The organism is Variovorax sp. SRS16 (genome assembly GCF_901827165.1).
GTDB lineage: Bacteria > Pseudomonadota > Gammaproteobacteria > Burkholderiales > Burkholderiaceae_C > Variovorax.
Genome location: NZ_LR594666.1, coordinates 4,044,411 through 4,063,442 on the forward strand (window position 1 = coordinate 4,044,411; position 19,032 = coordinate 4,063,442).

Annotated in this window: 16 protein-coding genes, 2 tRNA genes and 1 pseudogene; 4 read left to right on the forward strand and 15 right to left on the reverse strand. The window is 66.8% G+C overall.

Annotated features, from left to right (window positions below):
• Window positions 1-17: 17 nt before the first annotated feature.
• The 9 genes from E5P2_RS19630 to E5P2_RS19670 form a co-directional block, all read right to left on the reverse strand.
• Entirely contained in the window at window positions 18-1,280 is a 1,263-nt protein-coding gene (locus E5P2_RS19630; protein ID WP_162568770.1) for a metal-dependent hydrolase family protein, read from the reverse strand.
• Window positions 1,281-1,283: 3 nt separating this feature from the next.
• Window positions 1,284-2,264 (reverse strand): succinylglutamate desuccinylase/aspartoacylase family protein, encoded by a 981-nt coding sequence (locus E5P2_RS19635; RefSeq protein ID WP_162568771.1) that lies wholly within the window; start codon window positions 2,262-2,264, stop codon window positions 1,284-1,286.
• A gap of 12 nt (window positions 2,265-2,276) precedes the next feature.
• Entirely contained in the window at window positions 2,277-3,266 is a 990-nt protein-coding gene (locus E5P2_RS19640) for a succinylglutamate desuccinylase/aspartoacylase family protein (RefSeq protein WP_197908525.1), read from the reverse strand.
• 14 nt (window positions 3,267-3,280) lie between these two features.
• Complete coding sequence (locus E5P2_RS19645; RefSeq protein ID WP_162568772.1) at window positions 3,281-4,090, reverse strand: ABC transporter permease; 810 nt, start codon at window positions 4,088-4,090, stop codon at window positions 3,281-3,283.
• Window positions 4,083-4,937 (reverse strand): ABC transporter permease, encoded by an 855-nt coding sequence (locus E5P2_RS19650; RefSeq protein ID WP_162568773.1) that lies wholly within the window; start codon window positions 4,935-4,937, stop codon window positions 4,083-4,085. Before E5P2_RS19650 ends, E5P2_RS19645 begins: the two co-directional genes overlap by 8 nt.
• Window positions 4,934-6,049 (reverse strand): ABC transporter ATP-binding protein, encoded by a 1,116-nt coding sequence (locus E5P2_RS19655; RefSeq protein WP_162568774.1) that lies wholly within the window; start codon window positions 6,047-6,049, stop codon window positions 4,934-4,936. Before E5P2_RS19655 ends, E5P2_RS19650 begins: the two co-directional genes overlap by 4 nt.
• Window positions 6,042-7,130, reverse strand: coding sequence for an ABC transporter substrate-binding protein (locus E5P2_RS19660; RefSeq protein ID WP_162568775.1), 1,089 nt, complete (start codon window positions 7,128-7,130; stop codon window positions 6,042-6,044). The genes E5P2_RS19655 and E5P2_RS19660 overlap by 8 nt, the downstream gene beginning before the upstream one ends.
• A 20-nt stretch (window positions 7,131-7,150) precedes the next feature.
• Entirely contained in the window at window positions 7,151-7,978 is an 828-nt protein-coding gene (locus tag E5P2_RS19665; RefSeq protein WP_162568776.1) for an IclR family transcriptional regulator, read from the reverse strand.
• A gap of 240 nt (window positions 7,979-8,218) precedes the next feature.
• Complete coding sequence (locus E5P2_RS19670) at window positions 8,219-10,591, reverse strand: UvrD-helicase domain-containing protein (protein ID WP_162568777.1); 2,373 nt, start codon at window positions 10,589-10,591, stop codon at window positions 8,219-8,221.
• A gap of 192 nt (window positions 10,592-10,783) precedes the next feature.
• Between E5P2_RS19670 and E5P2_RS19675 the strand changes: the two genes are divergently transcribed.
• The 3 genes from E5P2_RS19675 (at window position 10,784) to E5P2_RS19685 (ending at window position 12,577) form a co-directional block, all read left to right on the forward strand.
• Window positions 10,784-11,761: a GMP reductase gene (locus E5P2_RS19675; protein ID WP_162568778.1), complete on the forward strand. Its 978-nt coding sequence runs from the start codon at window positions 10,784-10,786 to the stop codon at window positions 11,759-11,761.
• Window positions 11,762-11,832: 71 nt separating this feature from the next.
• Window positions 11,833-11,908, forward strand: a tRNA-Ala gene (locus E5P2_RS19680).
• Window positions 11,909-12,031: 123 nt separating this feature from the next.
• On the forward strand, window positions 12,032-12,577 hold the full coding sequence (locus E5P2_RS19685; protein ID WP_162568779.1) for a hypothetical protein: 546 nt from the start codon (window positions 12,032-12,034) through the stop codon (window positions 12,575-12,577).
• Window positions 12,578-12,587: 10 nt separating this feature from the next.
• Here E5P2_RS19685 and E5P2_RS19690 read toward each other — a convergent pair whose 3' ends face one another.
• On the reverse strand, window positions 12,588-13,295 hold the full coding sequence (locus tag E5P2_RS19690; protein WP_162568780.1) for an SDR family NAD(P)-dependent oxidoreductase: 708 nt from the start codon (window positions 13,293-13,295) through the stop codon (window positions 12,588-12,590).
• A gap of 171 nt (window positions 13,296-13,466) precedes the next feature.
• On the opposite strand from E5P2_RS19690, the gene E5P2_RS19695 reads away from it, so the two are divergent.
• Window positions 13,467-13,542: transfer RNA gene (locus E5P2_RS19695), tRNA-Lys, on the forward strand.
• Window positions 13,543-13,611: 69 nt separating this feature from the next.
• On the opposite strand, the gene E5P2_RS37790 is transcribed toward E5P2_RS19695, so the two are convergent.
• From E5P2_RS37790 to E5P2_RS19720, 5 genes and pseudogenes are all read right to left on the reverse strand, one after another.
• The gene (locus E5P2_RS37790; RefSeq protein ID WP_232080924.1) at window positions 13,612-16,182 is read right to left on the reverse strand and encodes a TonB-dependent receptor domain-containing protein; all 2,571 of its coding nucleotides are present in this window, start codon (window positions 16,180-16,182) and stop codon (window positions 13,612-13,614) included.
• Window positions 16,183-16,314: 132 nt separating this feature from the next.
• Window positions 16,315-16,854: pseudogene (locus E5P2_RS37795) on the reverse strand (TonB-dependent receptor); the annotation flags it as partial.
• Window positions 16,833-17,405, reverse strand: a complete 573-nt coding sequence (locus tag E5P2_RS19710) for a response regulator (RefSeq protein WP_162568781.1) — start codon at window positions 17,403-17,405, stop codon at window positions 16,833-16,835. The pseudogene E5P2_RS37795 and the gene E5P2_RS19710, both read right to left, overlap by 22 nt.
• A complete protein-coding gene (locus E5P2_RS19715; RefSeq protein ID WP_232080925.1) occupies window positions 17,402-18,316 on the reverse strand; it encodes a histidine kinase in 915 nt (304 codons plus the stop codon). Before E5P2_RS19715 ends, E5P2_RS19710 begins: the two co-directional genes overlap by 4 nt.
• Window positions 18,313-19,032, reverse strand: coding sequence for a hypothetical protein (locus E5P2_RS19720; RefSeq protein WP_232080763.1), 720 nt, complete (start codon window positions 19,030-19,032; stop codon window positions 18,313-18,315). Before E5P2_RS19720 ends, E5P2_RS19715 begins: the two co-directional genes overlap by 4 nt.

A 19,032-nucleotide genomic window follows, 5' to 3' on the forward strand; every position in this document is an offset into this window, starting at 1 on the left:
GGCCTGCGGTGCGTGCTTCAACTCGCCAGCGCATGTCCGCCGGCGGCCACGGGCCGCCCGCCGATCAGCACATGGCGCATGTTCTCGGCGGCTTCGAGCTTCTCGGGCTGCTTCAGGACATCGCCTTCCACCACGATGACGTCGGCAAGCATGCCCGCCTGCAGCGTGCCCAGCCTGTCGTCCACCTTGAGCAGGCGCGCCGTGTTCTTCGTCGCCACGAAGATCGCCTGCTCGGGTGTCAGGCCGCACTTCACGAGTTGCACCACTTCGCGCCCGGCGGAGCCGTGCGGCGTGAGCATCGAGCCCGCGTCGGTTCCGCTGGCGATGTTGGCGCCGATGTCGAAGGCGTACTTCACGTACTCGCGGTGCTTGCTCGTGCGCTCGCGCACGTTGTCGATGGTCGATTGGGGCACACCGTTCTCGGCGCCGAGAGTCAGGATGCGGTCCATCACCGTCAGCGTCGGAACCAGGAAGGCGCCGTGCTCGCGCGCAACCTCGGCACACTCCTCGTCGAAGTGCATGCCGTGCTCGATCGAGCGGCAACCGCTTCGGATGCTGTGCAGGATCGCGACCTTGTTGTGCGCGTGGACGGCCACGGGCACGCCGGCCAGCTTGGCGGTCTCGAAGGCGGCATCGAACTCGCTCGGGGAGAACTCCTCGGCGTCGATGCGGCCATGGGGGTCGATCACGCCGCCGGTCTGGAACAGCTTGATCCAGCTGGCGCCGGCCTTCACCTGCCGGCGAACGGCCGTGCGAACCGCGTCGACGCCGTCCACCATCTCGGAGACGTCGCCGTGGCTCTGGCAAATCCAGCAGGGCAGCAGATCGCCATGACCCCCCGTCGTGGTCAGCCCCTTGCCGCAGGGATGCATGCGGGGCCCGGGCATCACGCCCTTGTTGATCGAATCGCGCGCGGCGATGTCCAGGTGCGCCATGTCGCTGACGGTGCGGATCGTGGTCGTGCCGGCCGCGATCGTCTCGCGCAGGTTCCTGGCGATCTCGAACGCGACCTGCCCCACGGGCCGCGACATGAGTTCGCGCTGGATGTTGCTGGGACCGTTGAGGGAGATGTGGACGTGAACGTCCATCAGCCCCGGAAGGACCGAGGCCCCCGCGGCGTCGATGACCTGCGCGCCGCGCGGGATGGCCTTTGCGCTCTTCTTGCCGGCATGGGTGATCTTGCCGTTCTCGATCAGCACGAGGCCATCGGGGATCGCCGCGCCGCCGGTGCCGTCGACGATCTGGCCATCCACGATGGCGATGGTTGGGGTGATCGTCATCTGCTAGACCTCCTGCGGATCAAGGCCGATGTGGATCAGAGTCTCGCCGGTCGACATCACGGGTCCGGGGTGGATCGCCAGCACGATGCCCGGATGGGGCGCATGCGCGTCGCCCGCGGGGTGGCCGTGCAGGTCGAAATAGTTGCCGATCACGGTCCCCTTCTCGACCCGGTCCCCGCAACGGACCTTGCGCTGGAACATGCCGCCTTGCGTGGAATGCACCCAGGCGAAATTCGAGAAATGCCATTGCTTTCCGTAGTCGGTCACCACGCCGTCCAGCATCGACAGGTGCCGCATGACATTGCGCAGCCGCTCGGCGGTGTCGCGCACGGTCTCGTCGGTGAAGGCCGGTCCCTTGCCGCCGGCCTCGATGATGAAGGAGGGAATGCCGTCCTTGGCCGCGCTCATCATCGACGAGCCCGCGAGGATGTCCGGCGGCGCGGGCAGCGTGCTGCGGAAGCCGAAGGCGCGCGCGATGCCCTCCCCCTTCTTGCCGATCTCGCCCGGGATGTCGGCGAACAGCGCCCAGCGCACGTCCTCGGTCAGCGCCGTGTGCATGTCGATCAGGTAGTCGGCGTGCTTGCGCAGTTCGCTGTAGATCGCGTGCGCCATCTGCTGCGTGAGCGTGCCGGTCGCGCTGCCCGGGAAGCAGCGGTTGAGGTCGCCGCCGTTGTAGCCCTCGAACGGACTCATGCGCTGGTTCTTCTGGAACGCCGTCATGTTCAGGATCGGCAGCGCGACGACCGTCCCCTTGAGCGTGTCCGGCGACAGGGAGCGGATCAATTCGTGCAGCACGAACGCGCCGCAGTATTCGTTGCCGTGCACGCAGCCGTGCAGCCACAGGGTTGGCCCGTCCGAGGCGCCGCGCACCACCACGACGGGAATGAGGATGGGTTGCCCATCGGGCAACTCGCCGATCTTCAGGCGTCCTTTTGCAACGCCCGGGCCCTTCGAGACTGCCGTGCCGATTTCAATGGTGTCCATCGTGAGTTCTCCTTATCGAGCGGGCTGGGGATCGAGGCCGACATGGACCAGGATCTCGCCGTTGGGCATGACCGGACCGCCGCCGATCGCCAGGACGATGCCGGAGAAAGGACTCTTCGCCTCTTCCACCAGATCGCCGAACACGTCGTAGTAGCGGCCGACCAGATCGCCCTTGGCGATCCGGTTTCCGCATTTCACGGCCGGCCGGAAAAGGCCGCCGCGCGTCGCATTCACCCAGGCGAAATTGGAGAACAGGGTCAGCCCGCCATATTCGATGGTCTCGCCCGGGAGCATGTCGAGGTGGCGCAACACGTTGCGAAAGCGCTCGGCGCAATCGGCCACGGTCTCGGGGCTGAACGCCGAGCCGATGCCGCCGGCTTCAATGATCAGACCGGGAATGCCCTCCTTCGCCGCCTCGATCAACGCCGATCCGCCCAGCGTGTCGAGCGGTGTCGGCAGCGTGTTCTCGAAGCCGAATGCACGCGCCATGCCGTGCGCGACCTCGGCCTTGTCACCCGAGGGCGGCGCGTACAGGGCCCAGCGCGTGTCGGCCGTGAAGGCAGTATGGACGTCGACGAAATGCGTCGCGTGCTCGCGCAGATGCTGGTAGATATGGAACGCCATCTGCTCGGTCAGCGTTCCGCCGGGCTTGCCGGGAAAGCAGCGGTTGAGGTCGCCGCCGTTGTAGCCGTCGAACGGGCTCATGCGCTGCTGCCGCTGGAAGCCGGTGATGTTCAGGACCGGCAGCGCGACCACCGTGCCGCGCTGCAGCGTGAGTTCGCGCGTCAGGGCGTGGATGCTGAACGCGCCGCAATACTCGTTGCCGTGGACGCATCCGTGCATCCACACGACGGGGCCGTCTTCGGCGCCGCGCACGATGATCACGGGAATCTCCATCGGCGAACCGTCCGGCAGACTGCCGACCTGCAGCATGCCGTCGACCCGGCCGGGCGCGACGGAGACGGCAGTCCCGATCTCCATTTTCTTCAGGCTCTTCTTCATCAGTTGGTGCTCCTTCAAATGCGCATGATTCGGCGCATCCCGACGAGGCGCTCGACGACGAGGCCGAGAACCAGGATGAGCAGGATCTGCAAGGTGGTGATGGCCGCGATCACCGGCGTGCTTTCCCACTGGATCTGGGAAAAGATCTCGATCGGCAGGGTCGTCATGCCCGGGCCGGTGAGAAACAGGGCGATGTAGGCGTCGCCGAAAGAAATGATGAACGAGAAGATCAGCGCCGAGACGATGCCGGGCGCGGTCAGTGGCAGCACGATCTCCCAGAGCGCCCGCAGGCGCGATGCGCCGAGCGTCAGCGCCGCCGTCTCGAGTTGCGCGTCGACGCCGTCGAGGCTGGCCGAGACGCCAGCGATGGCGAAGGGAAGGCACAGCAGCACGTGTCCCGCAAGAAGCGCGAGGAAGCTCGGCAGCGGCACGAAATTCAGCGCGAGCAGCAAGGACATGCTGATGAGAATCTGCGGCACCATGGCCGGCAGCAGGGCCAGCGACTGTGCCAGCTCGCGCCGCTTGCCCGCGAAGCGGATGATCGAATAGGCGCTCAGGAACCCGATCAGCGTCGCGATCGGCGCCGTCAGGCTGGCCAGCTTGATGCTGAACAGGAAGGCGTCGACGAAGTTGTCGGCGCGGAAGAACTCGCCGTACCAGCGCAGCGAGAAGCCGCTGGGCGGGAAGGCGGTCGAACTGGTCGCCGTGAACGAGGTCAGGACGATGATCAGGATCGGCCCGAGCAGGAAGATGTAGATCAGCAGCACGGCCGCCAGCAGCAGCACGCGGCCCACGCCCCCGGCCTCGGAAGTCTTGTCAGCCATGGAGCGCCGCCCGTCGATCGCTGCGGAAATACAGGAAGATGATGACGAACTGAAGCAGGACCAGGATCGACGCCATCGCCGATCCGAGCGGCCAATTCAGCGTGTGCAGCACCAGCTCGTAGATCGACTGCCCCATCATCTGGACGTTCTTGCCGCCGAGCAGCGTGGGCGTGACGACCGAGCCCGCGCTGAGCGTGAAGACCAGCACCGAGCCCATGAGGATGCCGGGTCTGCTGAGCGGCAGCGTCACCTCGAAGAAAATCCGTGCAGTACCCGCGCCCAGCGTGCTGGCCGCCCGCCGCAGGCTGGGGTCCTGCGCGGTGAGCGACGAGAAGAGCGGAAAGATCATGTAAGGCAGCAGGATGTGGACGAGGGCCACGACGACGGCGGTCTGCGTGTTCAGGATCTGCAGCGGCTGGTGGACGAGGCCGGTCCACAGGAGCACACGGTTGATCAGGCCCTCCGCGCCGAACAGCACGATCCAGCCGTAGGTGCGAACGATCACGCCGGTGGTCAGCGGCGCGACGACCAGGAACATCAGCACGCCGCGCCAGGCCGATTGGGTGCGCGACAGGAAGTAGGCCATCGGATAGCCGAGCAGAAGGCTGCACAGCGTCGTCAGCGCCGCGAGCTTCAGCGTGAGGACGATGATGGCCCGGTAGTACGGATCCGCGATCAGGCGCAGAAAGTTCTCTGCGGTCGGATGCGGGATGTACAGGGCGAAGGCGTCGTACCTGAAGACACCCATCGCCAGGAAGAATCCAAGCGGCAGGACGAGGAAGACCAGGTACAGCACCGTGAGGGGCACGGCGAGCACCACGCCGAAGCGGCCGCCGCTCTGATTCATGTGGCGTCCACCTTCAACGCGCGGCATTCGGTGGGGAAAAGCCAGACGGCGTCGCCCGCCGCGAGTTGCCGGAAGCGCGGCAGGCTCGGCTTCGTGCAGACCAGGCGGACGCCGCTGGCCGTCTCCAGTTCCAGGCTCAGCTGTTCGCCGGAGAAGACGCGCTTCACGAGCCGGGCGGGGAGTGCCTCGCCCGACGCCGGCGCCTCGGTCATCAATTCGATGCGTTCGGGACGCAGCATCAGGTACGCGGCATCGCCGACCCGGAGGCTGCCCGGTACGGCCCTGGCCGGCAGGTCCGTATCGCCGGCTACGCGGATGCGAACCTCGCCCGATGCCTGCGCCGCCACCACCCGACCCTCGACCAGGTTCGCGTCACCGATGAACTCGGCGACGAAGCGCGTGGCCGGCGAGTCGTAGAGATCCTCGGGAGACCCGATCTGCTCGACGCGCCCCTTGTTGAGCAAGGCGACGCGGTCCGACATCTCGAAGGCTTCGTCCTGGTCATGGGTGACGAAGATCGTGGTGATGCGCAGGCGCTGCTGCAGGTCCCGAATTTCGTGCCGCATGCGTTTGCGCAGCATTGCATCCAGGTTGGACAGGGGCTCATCGAGCAACAGCACCTTCGGCTCGATCACCAGCGCGCGCGCGAGGGCCACGCGCTGCCGCTGCCCGCCGGACAACTGTTCGGGCATGCGCTCCTCGACCCCGGGCAAGCCGACGGTCTCGAGCATGCGGCGCACGCGCTCGCGGATCTGTTCGCGCGGCATCTTGCGCATGCGCAGGCCGAAGCCCACGTTGTCGAAGACGGTCTTGTGGGGGAACAGCGCGTAGTTCTGGAACACGACGCCCATGTCCCGCTTCGACGTCGCGACGCCGGTCATTTCGCGGCCGTCGAGTCGCACCTGTCCGGCCGTGGCGCCGACCAGCCCCGCAATGATTTGCAGCGTGGTGGTCTTGCCGCAGCCCGAAGGGCCGAGAAGGGTCAGGAACTCGCCGCGGCGGACATCGAGGTCGATCGGCCCCACCGCGGTCGTGGCGCCGTATCGCTTGCTGATGCCTTGCAGCACCAGAAGGGACTGCGGTGCTGCGGTACCCGCTTTCGCATCAGGCACCCAGTACCTCCTTGTTCCAGCGCTCGCGGTTGCGGTCGCGGTAGGCGAACTGCGCCATGTAGTCGAAGCGCCGGGCCAGCTTGCCGATGCCTTCCAGATCGGCACTGCTGAACTCGAGCTTCTTCAGGTCCGGCGGCAGGTTCTTCATCGCGTCCATGTTGGTCGGTGGGTAGCCGCACAGGCGGGCGAACGCGATCTGCTTTTCCGCGTCCAGGGTATCGTTGGCGAATGCTTCGGCCAGCTCGATGCTTTCCTTGGGACGGTTGGCGATGATCGCGGTGTTGTAGGTCCAGGACATGCCGCCTTCCTTGGGGATCACGAACTCGACCGGCGCGCCGGCCGCCTTGGCCTGCTCGGTGCGCGCGCCGAAATACGGGCAGATCCAGATCTCCTCGGACAACAGCAATTGCTTGGTGTGCTCGACGTTGTTGATGGTCTGCGCCTTGTTCGTCTTGTAGAGCGCCTTCAGCTTCTCGATGCCCGGATCGACCTTCTCCGTATCGCCGCCCGAGAGGAGGTTGATCGCATGGAACACCTGCTCGCCCGTCCAGACCCAATCGGGAAACCCGACCTTGCCGGCGAACTCCGGATCCCACAGATCGAACCACGAGGTGATCGGCTTCTTGATCCGCTTGGTGTTCACGGCGATCCCGTAGGGCGTATGGACCAGGCCGGCGAGATAGGGATAGCGGAAGGCGGGATGCACCTTCTTCATGTTGGGAATGCGCTCCTCTTTCCACTCGACGACCGAGCTCAACGCACCTTGCTGCGTCGACGTGCTCTGGTCGAGCTGCCCCATGTCCCATTGCGGGCGCGCCCGCTGCGCGATGATGAGCGGTTCGTAGCCGAGTCCGGTCTTCCAGATCGGCTTGATGGAATGCTTCTGGGCGAACGGCGTCACGAAGGTCTGGTCGAACCAGTCCTTCCATGAGCCGCCGGGGAACAGGAGCCGGAGCTCGGTGGCCTGGGCCGCCGACACCCGGCCGGGAAGGCCGCCCAGCAGTGCCGAAGCGACTCCCGCACTCAGAGCGCCGGAAAGAAACCGACGACGATCGAACTCACGATCCGACAAGCTTGCCATGGTGTTCTCCTGGAGTGAAATCATGTGGGTCGATGCCTGGCCGTCCGGGCGCGTGGCGTCGATCCCTTCGATGCCGGCGATGGCGCTTGCGCCGGGCGTTGCGCCCAGAACGGATCGGCCGTGATGACAGCCACCCTGCGGGCCGCATCGACCACGCGATCGGCGATCGCCTTGCGTCCCGCCGCATTGACGGCGATGTCGGGGAATGACAGCGAGAAGCCGATGGCCTGCTGATCGTCGGAACTGCCGACGGCGGCGCCGATGGCGCACATGCCGGCAAAGGCCGTGTCGCCGATGGCCCAGTGCTGCGCCCGCACCGTATCGAGTTCGGTCAGGAGCCTGGCGACCGGTCTGCGCGCGCCGCTCTTTCCTTCGACGAGCGCAGGCGGCAGGATCTTTCCGAGCTCCTCGTTCGGCAGGCGCGCAAGCAAGGCCTTGCCGAAAGCGGTGGTCGCGGCGGCCATCCGCGATCCTGCGTCCAGAATCATCTGGACGGGGTATCGCCCATGTCGCTTGCGAAGAATGACGATGTCCGCGCCGTTGAGAACGCCGACATAGCCTGTGAAGCCGGTCTCGTTGATCAGCACCTCGATCTCGGCCTCCACCAGCTCCACCACCTTGACGTGCGCGTAATAGAGCTGGCCGAGTCGGAAGGGCAGGAGGCCGACGCGATAGCGGCGCGTCGCCTCGTCCTGCTCCACCAGCCGCTGCTCGGCCATCGCCAGCATCAGCCGCGACACGGTGCTCTTCGGCATTGCGAGTTTCGCGGCGACTTCCGTCACCGCCAACTCGGGCGTGTCGGAAGAAAAACAACCGAGGATCGACACAGCGGATTCGAGAGAGCTCATCTTCTGTCCCACGGGATGAGACCGAGTTGCAAAGTTAATTCACTTTAGCACCCGGCCTGCAAAACCGTCAATCGGCAAGGCCGCGCGGCATGAGCCGAGGACCACGCACGAACGCGCGCCGAGGACGCATCTCGGACGTTCAGGGAGTTGTGTGGCCCGTGGATCGCAGGCGAATCGAGGCCGCTGCGACAGCGGCATCGACGGGCTTTTCCGTCAGCCCGTCGGGAGCGGGTTCCGCCTCTAGACCGGCGTCAGCTTCGCGACCGACAAGGCCAGCCACTTGACCCCGTGGCGCGGAAAGTTGACCTGGGCGCGCGCGTCGTCGCCGCTGCCTTCGAGCGCGAGCACGGTGCCCTCGCCGAACTTGTTGTGGAACACCTGCATGCCCGAGCGCAGGCCATGCGCGGGTGCCGTCTTTTGTGGCGGCACGGGCGGGTTCGCGAAGGTGTCCTTGCCATAGCCGCCGCCGCTTCCACCGCGCGTGGTCGCATAGCCGCCGCCATAGCCGAAGGCCGAGGGCGCGAAGCCCTGGTTCTTCGGCGTCAGCCACTTGAGCGCGCCTTCGGGCAGTTCATCGAAGAAGCGGCTCTTCACGTTGTAGCGGGTCTGGCCATGCAGCATCCGCGTCTGAGAGTGGCTCAGGTACAGGCGCTGGCGCGCACGGGTGATGGCGACGTACATCAGGCGGCGCTCTTCCTCGAGGCTTTCGTAGTCGCTCATCGAGTTCTCGTGCGGAAACAGGCCCTCTTCCATGCCGGTGATGAACACGCAATCGAATTCGAGCCCCTTGGCCGCGTGCACGGTCATCAGCTGCACCGCGTCCTGCCCGGCCTGCGCCTGGTTGTCGCCCGATTCGAGCGCGGCATGCGTGAGGAACGCGGCCAGCGGGCTCATGGTCTCGCCGGTTTCGGCGTCGGGCGCGAGCGGCTCGTCGCTGAGCGGAAGATTCGGATCGATGCCCTGGCTGGCCGGGGACTGGCGCAGCTCGTCGACCGGCAGCGCGACGGCATCGCGCCCGAAGCCTTCCTGCGTGACGAAGCTCTCGGCCGCGTTGACGAGTTCATCCAGGTTCTCGATGCGGTCGGCGCCTTCGCGGTCGGCCTTGTAGTGCTCGACGAGGCCGCTGTGGTCGAGCACCAGTTCGATGATCTCGCGCAGGGACATGCCGACGGTCTGTTCGCGCAGCACGTCGATCTTGGCGACGAAGGCCGAGAGGTTGGTGCCGGCCTTGCCGCCGACCACGCTCACCGCATCGTGCAGCGAGCGGCCTGCCGCCCGTGCCGCATCCTGCAGCTGCTCGATGGTGCGGGCGCCGATGCCGCGCGGCGGGAAGTTGACGATGCGCAGGAAGCTGGTGTCGTCGTCCTTGTTCTCGAGCAGGCGCAGGTAGGCCAGCGCATGCTTGATCTCGGCGCGTTCGAAGAAGCGCAGGCCGCCATACACGCGGTACGGCACGGCGGCGTTGAAGAGCGCGGTTTCGATCACGCGGCTCTGGGCATTGCTGCGGTAGAGCACCGCCATTTCCTTGCGCGCGATGCCGTCGCGCGCGAGCTGGCGCATCTCCTCGACCATCCATTGCGCCTCGGCGAAGTCGCTGGTCGATTCGTAGACGCGCACCGGCTCGCCGGGGCCCTGGTCGGTGCGCAGGTTCTTGCCCAGGCGCTTCTTGTTGTGGCTGATCAGCTCGTTGGCCGAGTCGAGGATGTTGCTGAAGCTGCGGTAGTTCTGCTCCAGCTTGATCTGGTGGCTGACCTCGAACTCGCGCACGAAGTCGGCCATGTTGCCCACCCGCGCGCCGCGGAAGGCATAGATGCTCTGGTCGTCGTCGCCGACCGCGATCACGCTGCTGTCGCCGGGCACGAAGCGGCCGTCGACGGTGGCGCCGGACAGCATCTTGATCCACGCGTACTGCAGCCGGTTGGTGTCCTGGAACTCGTCGATCAGGATGTGGCGGAAACGCCGCTGGTAGTGCTCGCGCACCGGGTCGTTGTCGCGCAAGAGCTCGTAGCTGCGCAGCATCAGCTCGCCGAAGTCGACCACGCCCTCGCGCTGGCACTGTTCTTCGTACAGTTGGTAAAGCTCGACCTTCTTGCGGTCGTCCTCGCTGCGGATTTCGACGTCGCGCGGACGCAGGCCGTCTTCCTTGGCGCCGGCGATGAACCACTGGGTCTGCTTGGCGGGAAAACGTTCGTCGTCGACGTTGAACTGCTTCATCAGCCGCTTGATGGCCGACAGCTGGTCCTGCGTGTCGAGGATCTGGAAGGTGGACGGCAGGTCGGCGAGCTTCCAGTGGGCACGCAGGAAGCGGTTGCACAGGCCGTGGAAGGTGCCGATCCACATGCCGCGCACATTGACGGGCAGCATCGCCGTCAGCCGCGTCATCATTTCCTTGGCCGCCTTGTTTGTGAAGGTGACGGCGAGGATGCCGCCCGGCGATACCTGGCCGGTCTGCAGCAGCCAGGCGATGCGGGTGGTCAGCACCCGCGTCTTGCCCGAGCCGGCGCCGGCGAGGATCAGCGCATTGCCGGCCGGCAGCGTGACGGCGGCACGCTGCTCCGGGTTGAGGTTGTGGAGCAGCGGCGAATCTGCGGGTGCCGCGAGGTCGGTGAGCATCCGTCGATTGTAGAAAGCATGGCGTATGGCGGTCATATGAACCGGTCGCATGCGTTCGGCGGCCGCACCGCGTAAAATCAGTCACCGGGCCCAAGTTTCTTGCGCCCGGTTTTTTGTGGGCGTTTCCTTTGTCGAAAACGCCTCGGAAACCGGCCGGACCAAGCGCTCAATCCACTGTCAAAGGAGCTTGGTATGCAGATTTTCGACTACGACAACATTCTTTTGCTGCCGCGCAAATGCCGCGTGGAAAGCCGCTCGGAGTGCGACGCCAGCGTCACGCTCGGCGGCCGCAGCTTCCGCATCCCGGTGGTGCCGGCCAACATGAAGACGGTGGTCGACGAGACCATCTGCACCTGGCTGGCGAAGAACGGCTACTTCTACGTGATGCACCGCTTCGACCTCGACAACCTGAAGTTCGTGCGGGACATGCAGGCCAAGGGCGTGTTCGCCTCGATCTCGCTCGGCGTCAAGCAGCCGGACTACGACACGGTCGACCGCCTGGTGGCGGCCGGCCTGGTGCCCGAGTACATCACGATCGACATCGCGCACGGCCATGCCGACAGTGTGAAGAACATGATCGCCTGCCTCAAGGAAAAGCTGCCGAAGTCCTTCGTGATCGCGGGCAACGTCGGCACGCCCGAAGCGGTGATCGACCTCGAGAACTGGGGTGCGGACGCGACCAAGGTCGGCATCGGCCCGGGCAAGGTCTGCATCACCAAGCTCAAGACCGGCTTCGGCACCGGCGGCTGGCAACTGTCGGCGCTCAAGTGGTGCGCGCGCGTGGCGACCAAGCCGATCATTGCCGACGGCGGCATCCGCGACCACGGCGACATCGCCAAGAGCGTGCGCTTCGGTGCGTCGATGGTGATGATCGGCTCGCTGTTCGCCGGCCACGAGGAATCGCCGGGCAAGACGGTGGAGGTCGACGGCGTGCTCTTCAAGGAATACTACGGCTCGGCCAGCGACTTCAACAAGGGCGAGTACAAGCACGTCGAGGGCAAGCGCATCCTCGAGCCGATCAAGGGCCAGCTGGCCGACACGCTGGTCGAGATGGAGCAGGACATCCAGAGCTCCATCAGCTATGCGGGCGGCAGGAAGCTCATGGACATCCGCAAGGTCAACTACGTCACGCTCGGCGGCGACAACGCGGGCGAGCATCTGCTGATGTAGGCAGCGCGAACGCGCGTGCAGCGCAGGGGCATGCGCCGGGTCGCGGGTTCTGGTTAAAATACGCGTCGCGTGGGGGGGTAGCTCAGCTGGGAGAGCGCCGCGTTCGCAATGCGGAGGTCGTGAGTTCGATCCTCATCCTCTCCACCATTCATCCAGATGTCATGCGGTCTGCAGCGGGGGTTTCGGCCCTGGCTTGCAGGCTTGCGTGATCGACCTCACCGCTGCGTGCAGCGCATCGGGACGCCTCATCGCCGGCGCGCTTCTCCATTCATGAGTTCCAGGAATCTACGCATTGCGGGGCCCGACTCCTCACCGTACGAGTTGGGACAGCCCCTGTCCGTCTACGACGGTGCCAGACACCTCGGCACCGTGACGACGGTGGTCCTGAGCAAGGACGGCGGCACCCTGCATCTCGGCGGTTTCGTGTCGTCGCCGATTCCGCAGCAGAGAATGCTTCGAAGGCTGGTGGTGGTGGAAATCACCGCATTCGTCGTCGACCGCTTCCCGGGCGTGCGGACGATCGGCTATACGCTGGGCCATCGCGTCGAAGGTCTGCGCGATGGCCTGGCGCTCGCCAGCGTGCGTGCGAGCCTGCTTCGCAGCATGGGCGGGGCGCAGATCAGGATCTCGCCGAAGCTCGGCGCCCGGGACGGTGGGCATTTCGTGGTCCAGTGCGTCTGGCACCGCAGCCCGCAGGCCCTCGATGCCCTCGCCCGCACGCTCACGCAGGCGCGCGAGGCCCATCAGCGACAGGAAGCCGCCTTCGGCGCTTCCCCCTTGAGCAGGTTGCGCGCCCTGATCGGCCGATTCCTCTAGCTAGCCCTGCTCAGGCATCGAGCGCAAGATGCTGGCCGTGCAGCGCAGCCGCGCTCGCCGAAGCCAGAAAACCGATGGTGCGCGCGGCCACCGCCGTCGAGACCCAGCCATCCGGGTTGGCATCGGGCATGGCCTGGCGGTTGGCCGGCGTGTCGAGCACGCTGGGCGCGATGCTGTTGACGTGGATACCGTGTGGCGCCAGTTCGGCCGCCGAGGCTTCCACCAGGCGCTGCAACGCGCTCTTCGATGCGATGTAGGCGGCCATCGAGGCAATGCCGCGCGCTGCGGTCTTGGCGGTGACGGCGACCACGCTCCCGGCCTTGCGCTCGATCATCGACGGCACCAGCGCCTGGGTGACCGCGACGAAGGACCATGCGTTCAGGTTCATCATCCGGTCCCAGGCGGCGCGGCTCAGGGCATGCACCGGCTCGCCCATCTCGAAGCCGCCGGCGATGTGGATCAGCGCGTCCACGTGCCGGAAGGCGGTGAGAATCCGCTGCGCCGCATCGGCCATGGCCGGCACCGCGGTCACGTCGGCCTCGATCAGCAGGTGCTGCGAGTTGTCGAGGCCCGGAAACGCATTGACCAGATGTTCCATGCGATGGTCGATCAAGGCCACGCGGGCGCCCTGATCGAGAAAATGCTGGACCACGGCGCGGCCCAGTGCGCCGGCGGCGCCGGTGATCACCACCTGCGGCGGGACGTTGGTTTCGATCATGGAAGGCTCCTTGTTCCGGCAGGCATGGTAACGCTGGACTCAGCGCAGAAGTGCCGGGGCCGGCAGCCGGGCCGCTTGAAGATGCCTGCATTTTCGATGCGGACCTGAATGCCAGGTGGCCGAGTATGGCTATAATCGTGGGATTGTCTGAATGACAGCAATGTCGATCAGGGGCTCTTAGCTCAGTTGGTAGAGCAGCGGACTCTTAATCCGTAGGTCGAGTGTTCGAGTCACTCAGGGCCCACCACCAAATCCAAAAGTGAATCAAGCACCCGGCGAGAAATCGCCAGGTGCTTTTTTCTTTCCACGCGCGATGTCAGTGGCCTTCGGCCAGTTGTTCGAGGATGGCCGGATTCTCCAGCGTCGAAGTGTCCTGCGTGATGGCCTCGCCCTTGGCGATGCTGCGCAGCAGCCGGCGCATGATCTTGCCGCTGCGCGTCTTGGGCAGGTTCTCGCCGAAGCGGATGTCGCGGGGCTTGGCGATCGGGCCGATCTCCTTGGCCACCCAGGCGCGCAGGTCGGCCGCGATCTGCCGGGCCTCCTCGCCATCTGGCCGTCCGCGCTTCAACACCACGAACGCACACACCGCCTCGCCCGTCACGTCGTCCGGGCGCCCCACCACCGCGGCCTCGGCCACCAGATCGGTCTTGGACACCAGCGCCGATTCGATCTCCATCGTGCCCAGACGATGGCCCGAGACGTTCAGCACGTCGTCGATGCGCCCCGTGATGCGGAAGTAGCCGCGCTCGGCGCTGCGCACCGCGCCGTCGCCCGCCAGGTAAATGGTGCCGCCCATCTCTTCGGGGAAGTAGCTCTTCCTGAAGCGCTCCGGGTCGTTCCAGATGGTGCGGATCATCGCCGGCCAGGGCCGCTTGATGACCAGCATGCCGCCGGCGCCGTTGGGGATGTCGCGGCCGGTCTCGTCGACGATCGCGGCCATGATGCCGGGCAGCGGCAGCGTGCAGGAGCCGGGCACCAGCGGCGTGGCGCCGGGCAGCGGCGTGATGACGTGGCCGCCGGTCTCGGTCTGCCAGAAGGTGTCGACGATGGGGCATTGCTCGCGCCCGACGTTCCGGTGGTACCACATCCAGGCTTCGGGGTTGATGGGCTCGCCCACGGAGCCGAGGATGCGCAGGCTGGACAGGTCCCAGTTCTTGGGGTGGACTTTCTCGTCGGTTTCGGCCGCCTTGATGAGCGAGCGGATGGCCGTGGGCGCGGTGTAGAAGACGGAGACTTTGTGTTTCTCGATCATCTGCCAGAAGCGCCCGGCATGCGGGAAGGTGGGGATGCCTTCGAACATGAGCTGCGTGGCGCCGGCGGCCAGCGGGCCGTAGGCAACGTAGGTGTGGCCGGTGACCCAGCCGATGTCGGCGGTGCACCAGAACACGTCCTCGGCACGGATGTCGAAGGTCCAGTCCATGGTGAGCTTGGCCCACAGGAGGTAGCCGCCGGTGCCGGGAAAGCCGGCCATCGCCTGGTCGTTGCTGCTGTTGCCCGAGCCGCCGATGGTCTCGGCACTGCGGTAGGTGGCATCGAGCAGCGTCAGGTTGCCGCCCACGGTCAGGCCGCCGATCGGCCTGGCATGCAGGCCCATCTCGATGCCCTGGCGCCGCGTCTTGCCGAAGTTCTTGAAGTAGCCGAAGCCGCTGGAGTCATCGGCCACGAAGAGCAGGTCGTTGCGATTGTCGGAGCGGAACACGCCGAGGTTCCAGGCCAGGTCCGGCTTCGCGACGCCGCGGAGGCCGGCCTCGAAAGTCGTCGTGACGACCTGCTTGAGCGGCGGATCGCCGGCGAAGGCGTTGGGCAGCTTGCACGGGCTGGCCGGATCGGCGCAACCCAGTTCGATCGCGGTCGGTGCACGGCTGCCCTGGTTGACGCCGGCATACAGCGTGACCGACGTGCTCGGCGCGAAGCTCAGGCCGACGGCGGGGTTGAAGCGGCTGAAGGTGTAGGCGCCGTCCAGTGAGCCCGGTCCGCCGCCGGGGTTGATGCCATCGACGTTGGTCACCGACGCGCGGTTGTAGCGGCCCGACAGTGTCAGGTGCGTCCGCGGGTCCAATTCGATCGTGTCGCTGGCATAGACGCTGCGGGTGCTCGACCAGCTCGACAGCGCAACGCGCGCGTCGAAGGCGTTCTCGGAATCCTGCGTGCCGTCGGCGAATGCGCCGGGGCCGAACACCGGCGTGATCGTGCGATCGGGGTTGAGGTAGCCGAACTGCGTGCTCTGCCCGAAGCGCACGCGGCTCGCGTCGTAGGCCGCGCCCACGACCACGAGATGCTGGAGGCCGCCGGTGCTCAGCTGCGCCGAGAGCTGGCCGGCCAGGCCGTAGTTGCTCTGCCGGGTCTCGGTGCGGTTGATGAGGCCATTGCATTTCTCGTTCGGCTCTGTGTTCAGCAGCGCATCGGCGATGCAGCGCCATTTCGGGAAGGGTGTGTTGGCAGCACTCGCGCCGCTGGTCGGATAGCCGACGAAGCCCGCGCCGGCCAGCGCGGCGCGCTCGGCCGCGCTGGGCTGATAGACCGACTCGCCGGAAGCGTCGTCGTTGACATCGCCGTTGAAGGTGCTCGTCCTGATGTTGCGGTAGTAGGCGTTGCCCGACAGCGTCACCGTGTCGCTCAGCGCCTGCGTCGCCGCCAGGTTCAGGAAGAGCGACTTGTTGCGCGTGGTATCGGGCACCGTGCGGACGCTGGCCCAGTCGCGCTGCAACGCACCCTGCTCCTGCGCGCCGTTGCCGGTGAGCTTGTTGTCGGCCAATGCCGCGGTCAGCGAGATGCTGCCGTCGCGCGTGGTGTGGCCGATCTTGGCGAAGAGCTGGCTCAGGTCGGACGGCGATGCGGCGCGCCATCCCTGCTCGTGGAAGCGGTTGCCCGTGACGAACCAGTTCATCCCGCTCTGCGCATTGCTGCCGCCGGTCTCGAACTCGGCTGCGACACGGCCGTAGGAGCCGCCGAGCACCTGCACCGAAGTCCCGGGGTCATGAAGACCGTCCTTGGTCTGTATCGCCAGCGCACCGCCCAGGGTGTTGAGGCCGAACAGCGGATTGCTCCCCGGCATGAGCGCGATCGACGAGATGGCCGAGCGCGGCACGAGATCCCAGCTCACCACATCGCCGAAGGGCTGGTTCAGCCGCACGCCGTCCATGAACACCGACAGGCCCTGGGGCGTTCCCAGCAGCGGCGAGGCGGTGAAGCCGCGGTAGCTGATGTCGGGCTGGAACGGATTGCCCTGCGTCTCGTTGACCGTCACGCCGCCTACGGCGCGCGTCAGGTAGCTCGACAGGTCGAGCGAATGCAGGCGGTCGAGGTCTGCATCGGTCGCCGTCTGCACGTTGGACGGAACCTGGTCGCGCGGCACGTCGAGGCCGGGCAGCGGCGCGGGCGCGACGACATTGATGGTGGCCGGATCGCCGGCAGTTGTCTGCTGCGCCGCGGCGCCCATGCAATGACACAGAAGCAGGCTCGCCGCGGCCAGCGGTGCGATCGCAAAGGCGGGAAAGTGCGCGCGGCGGTGCATGGTGTGTGTCTCCTTGGGCATCGTCATTCGTTCGGATGGACGCATGTGCGCCCATCGCCCAAGGTAAGAGGATCGGCGCCGCGGCGACAGGGAAAACTTCCCGCTGTCGACTCAGCACGCCTCGGAGGGGATGAGCCCGTGGCGAATCGCCAGGTGCGCCATGGCGGGACGCCCGGCGCTTCGGCGGCACCGTCGAGCAGTCGTTGCGGCAGGCCCAGGCTCAGGTAGCGCCGGCCTTCGAGCACCGTGTGCACGGCATCGATCAGGCACTCGGGCGCGCTGCTCTTCGAGACGAAGCCCAGCGCCCCGCGTTCGAGCGCGCGGCGCACCAGCATCTCGCTGTCGTGCATGCTGAAGATCAGCGTGCGTGCGTTCGCCACGCGCTCGCGCAGGCGGCGGATCAGCTCGAGTCCGCTGCTGCCCGGCATCGACAGGTCGGTGGCGGTGAGATCCGGCTCGTGGCGGGCGAACAGCGCGCAGGCTTCGTCGGCATGCCCTGCTTGCGCGACCACGGTCATGTCGCCATCCTGCTCCAGCAAGTGCCGGTAGCCGGCCCGCACCACCGGGTGGTCGTCGACGAGCAGCAGGCGGATCATGCGGTCACCTTGCGCGGCAACGCGTGTCCGGCGGGCAGCTGCATGCGCACGCACATGCCCGATCCCGGCGCGCTGAAGGCGTCGAACGCGCCGCCCGGCGCCGCGGCCCGCTCCGCCGCGCCGCGCAGACCGAAGCCGCGCGTGGATGCGGCAGGCGCGACACCGCGGCCGTTGTCCTCGATGCACAGCGCGAGGCCCGCAGGCGTCGATGCCAGCTCGACCTGCACGCGCGTGGCCTCGGCATGGCGAATCACATTGGCGAGCGCTTCCTGCGTCACGCGGTAGACCGCGGTGTCGACGGCCTCGCCCAGACCGCACAGCGCGCCCCGATGCCGGAAGATGCATGCGGTGCCGCTGCGCATCGACCAGTCGGTGCAGAGCGATTCGAGCGCGGCGATGAGCCCGAGTTCGTCGAGTTCGGCCGGTCGCAGCTTGTGCAGCAGACGCCGCACGCCGTCCTGCAGCAGTTCGGCGGACGATGAAACGCGCCGGGCCGCCTCGCCGATCTGGTCCGGCGCACGCGAGCGCTGGATGTAGGTGGCCTCGATGCGGATCGCGGTGCAGTGCTGGGCCAGCTCGTCGTGCAGCTCGCGCGCCAGCGCCAGGCGCTCGCTTTCCTGCACGGCGATGAGCTGCTGCGCCAGCTCGCGGTTGCGGGCGAGCCATCGTGCTGTCTCCCGGCGCCGGCGCCACGCGTACCACACCAGACCCAGCGACAAGGCGACGAACGCCGTGGGCAGCTCGTCGATCTGCCATGCCTCGTGACGGGCAAAGGCCACGGCCAGTCGCTCGTGCAGCTCGAACACGCTGGACAGCGCGAAGGTCGCCGCCGAGAGCACCAGCACCCAGGCCAGATCGACTCGCCACGAAGGGCCGGCGCCGCGATGCGCGGCATGCATCGACGCGATCATTGCCACGACACCAGCTCGAGCGTGCGCGTGCCGCCCGTGAGATAGGCGAGCCGCTCCGCGGGCTCGGTTCGTTCCACCCGGACCAGGCCCACGCCGGCGCAATACCACTCGGTGGTGCTCAAGGGCATGTCGCGCCAGCCGCGCACCGGGTCGGCGTAGAGCCGCAACGTGGCCGTGCCCTTGACGCGCAGGCAGCGGTCGAAGTGGCCTGCCGGCACGTCCACCACATCGTCCTCGGCCTCGATCTGGAAGTTCATCGGCACGTCCGGATGGGTGTAGCGGACTTCGCGCGGGAACTCGTTGCGCCGCATGAGCAGGTACGGCACGGTGCCCGCCCGCCATTGCGTGCCCCGGACGAAGGGCGCGCGCAGCACGAAGCGAAGCGGCTTGTCGGGCTTCGGCGCCGGGTCGAGATCGCTCTTGCTCGCCACGCGGTAGATGCCGGTCGAATCCGAGCGCAGCCAGTAGTCCACGCCGCTGTCGCTGCGCCGGCGCCATGCCGATCCGCCTTCGATCGCGGGGTCGGATTCGGCGCCGAGCGTGCGCATGACCAGGGTCTCGCGCTCGGTCGTGCCGTCTTCGGCCTGGGTGATGACGCGATAGGTCCAGCGGTGGCCGGCGTCGAGCGGAAACAGTGAAGCGGAGGTGCCGGCCTGCTCGCAACCTGCGATCGATGCGAGGCATGCGACACACAACGCGGCGCGGCGAAGACCCAT

Bases quoted from the DNA above. Each gene is read 5' to 3' on its own strand.
- E5P2_RS19635 (WP_162568771.1), bottom strand. From the start codon at position 2,264: ATGGACACCATTGAAATCGGCACGGCAGTCTCGAAGGGCCCGGGCGTT.
- E5P2_RS19645 (WP_162568772.1), bottom strand. From the start codon at position 4,090: ATGGCTGACAAGACTTCCGAGGCCGGGGGCGTGGGCCGCGTGCTGCTG.
- E5P2_RS19630 (WP_162568770.1), bottom strand. From the start codon at position 1,280: ATGACGATCACCCCAACCATCGCCATCGTGGATGGCCAGATCGTCGAC.
- E5P2_RS19715 (WP_232080925.1), bottom strand. From the start codon at position 18,316: ATGATCGCGTCGATGCATGCCGCGCATCGCGGCGCCGGCCCTTCGTGG.
- E5P2_RS19650 (WP_162568773.1), bottom strand. From the start codon at position 4,937: ATGAATCAGAGCGGCGGCCGCTTCGGCGTGGTGCTCGCCGTGCCCCTC.
- E5P2_RS19675 (WP_162568778.1), top strand. From the start codon at position 10,784: ATGCAGATTTTCGACTACGACAACATTCTTTTGCTGCCGCGCAAATGC.
- E5P2_RS19670 (WP_162568777.1), bottom strand. From the start codon at position 10,591: ATGCTCACCGACCTCGCGGCACCCGCAGATTCGCCGCTGCTCCACAAC.
- E5P2_RS19690 (WP_162568780.1), bottom strand. From the start codon at position 13,295: ATGATCGAAACCAACGTCCCGCCGCAGGTGGTGATCACCGGCGCCGCC.
- E5P2_RS19640 (WP_197908525.1), bottom strand. From the start codon at position 3,266: ATGAAGAAGAGCCTGAAGAAAATGGAGATCGGGACTGCCGTCTCCGTC.
- E5P2_RS19660 (WP_162568775.1), bottom strand. From the start codon at position 7,130: ATGGCAAGCTTGTCGGATCGTGAGTTCGATCGTCGTCGGTTTCTTTCC.
- E5P2_RS19720 (WP_232080763.1), bottom strand. From the start codon at position 19,032: ATGGGTCTTCGCCGCGCCGCGTTGTGTGTCGCATGCCTCGCATCGATC.
- E5P2_RS19665 (WP_162568776.1), bottom strand. From the start codon at position 7,978: ATGAGCTCTCTCGAATCCGCTGTGTCGATCCTCGGTTGTTTTTCTTCC.
- E5P2_RS19710 (WP_162568781.1), bottom strand. From the start codon at position 17,405: ATGATCCGCCTGCTGCTCGTCGACGACCACCCGGTGGTGCGGGCCGGC.
- E5P2_RS37790 (WP_232080924.1), bottom strand. From the start codon at position 16,182: ATGAACTGGTTCGTCACGGGCAACCGCTTCCACGAGCAGGGATGGCGC.
- E5P2_RS19685 (WP_162568779.1), top strand. From the start codon at position 12,032: ATGAGTTCCAGGAATCTACGCATTGCGGGGCCCGACTCCTCACCGTAC.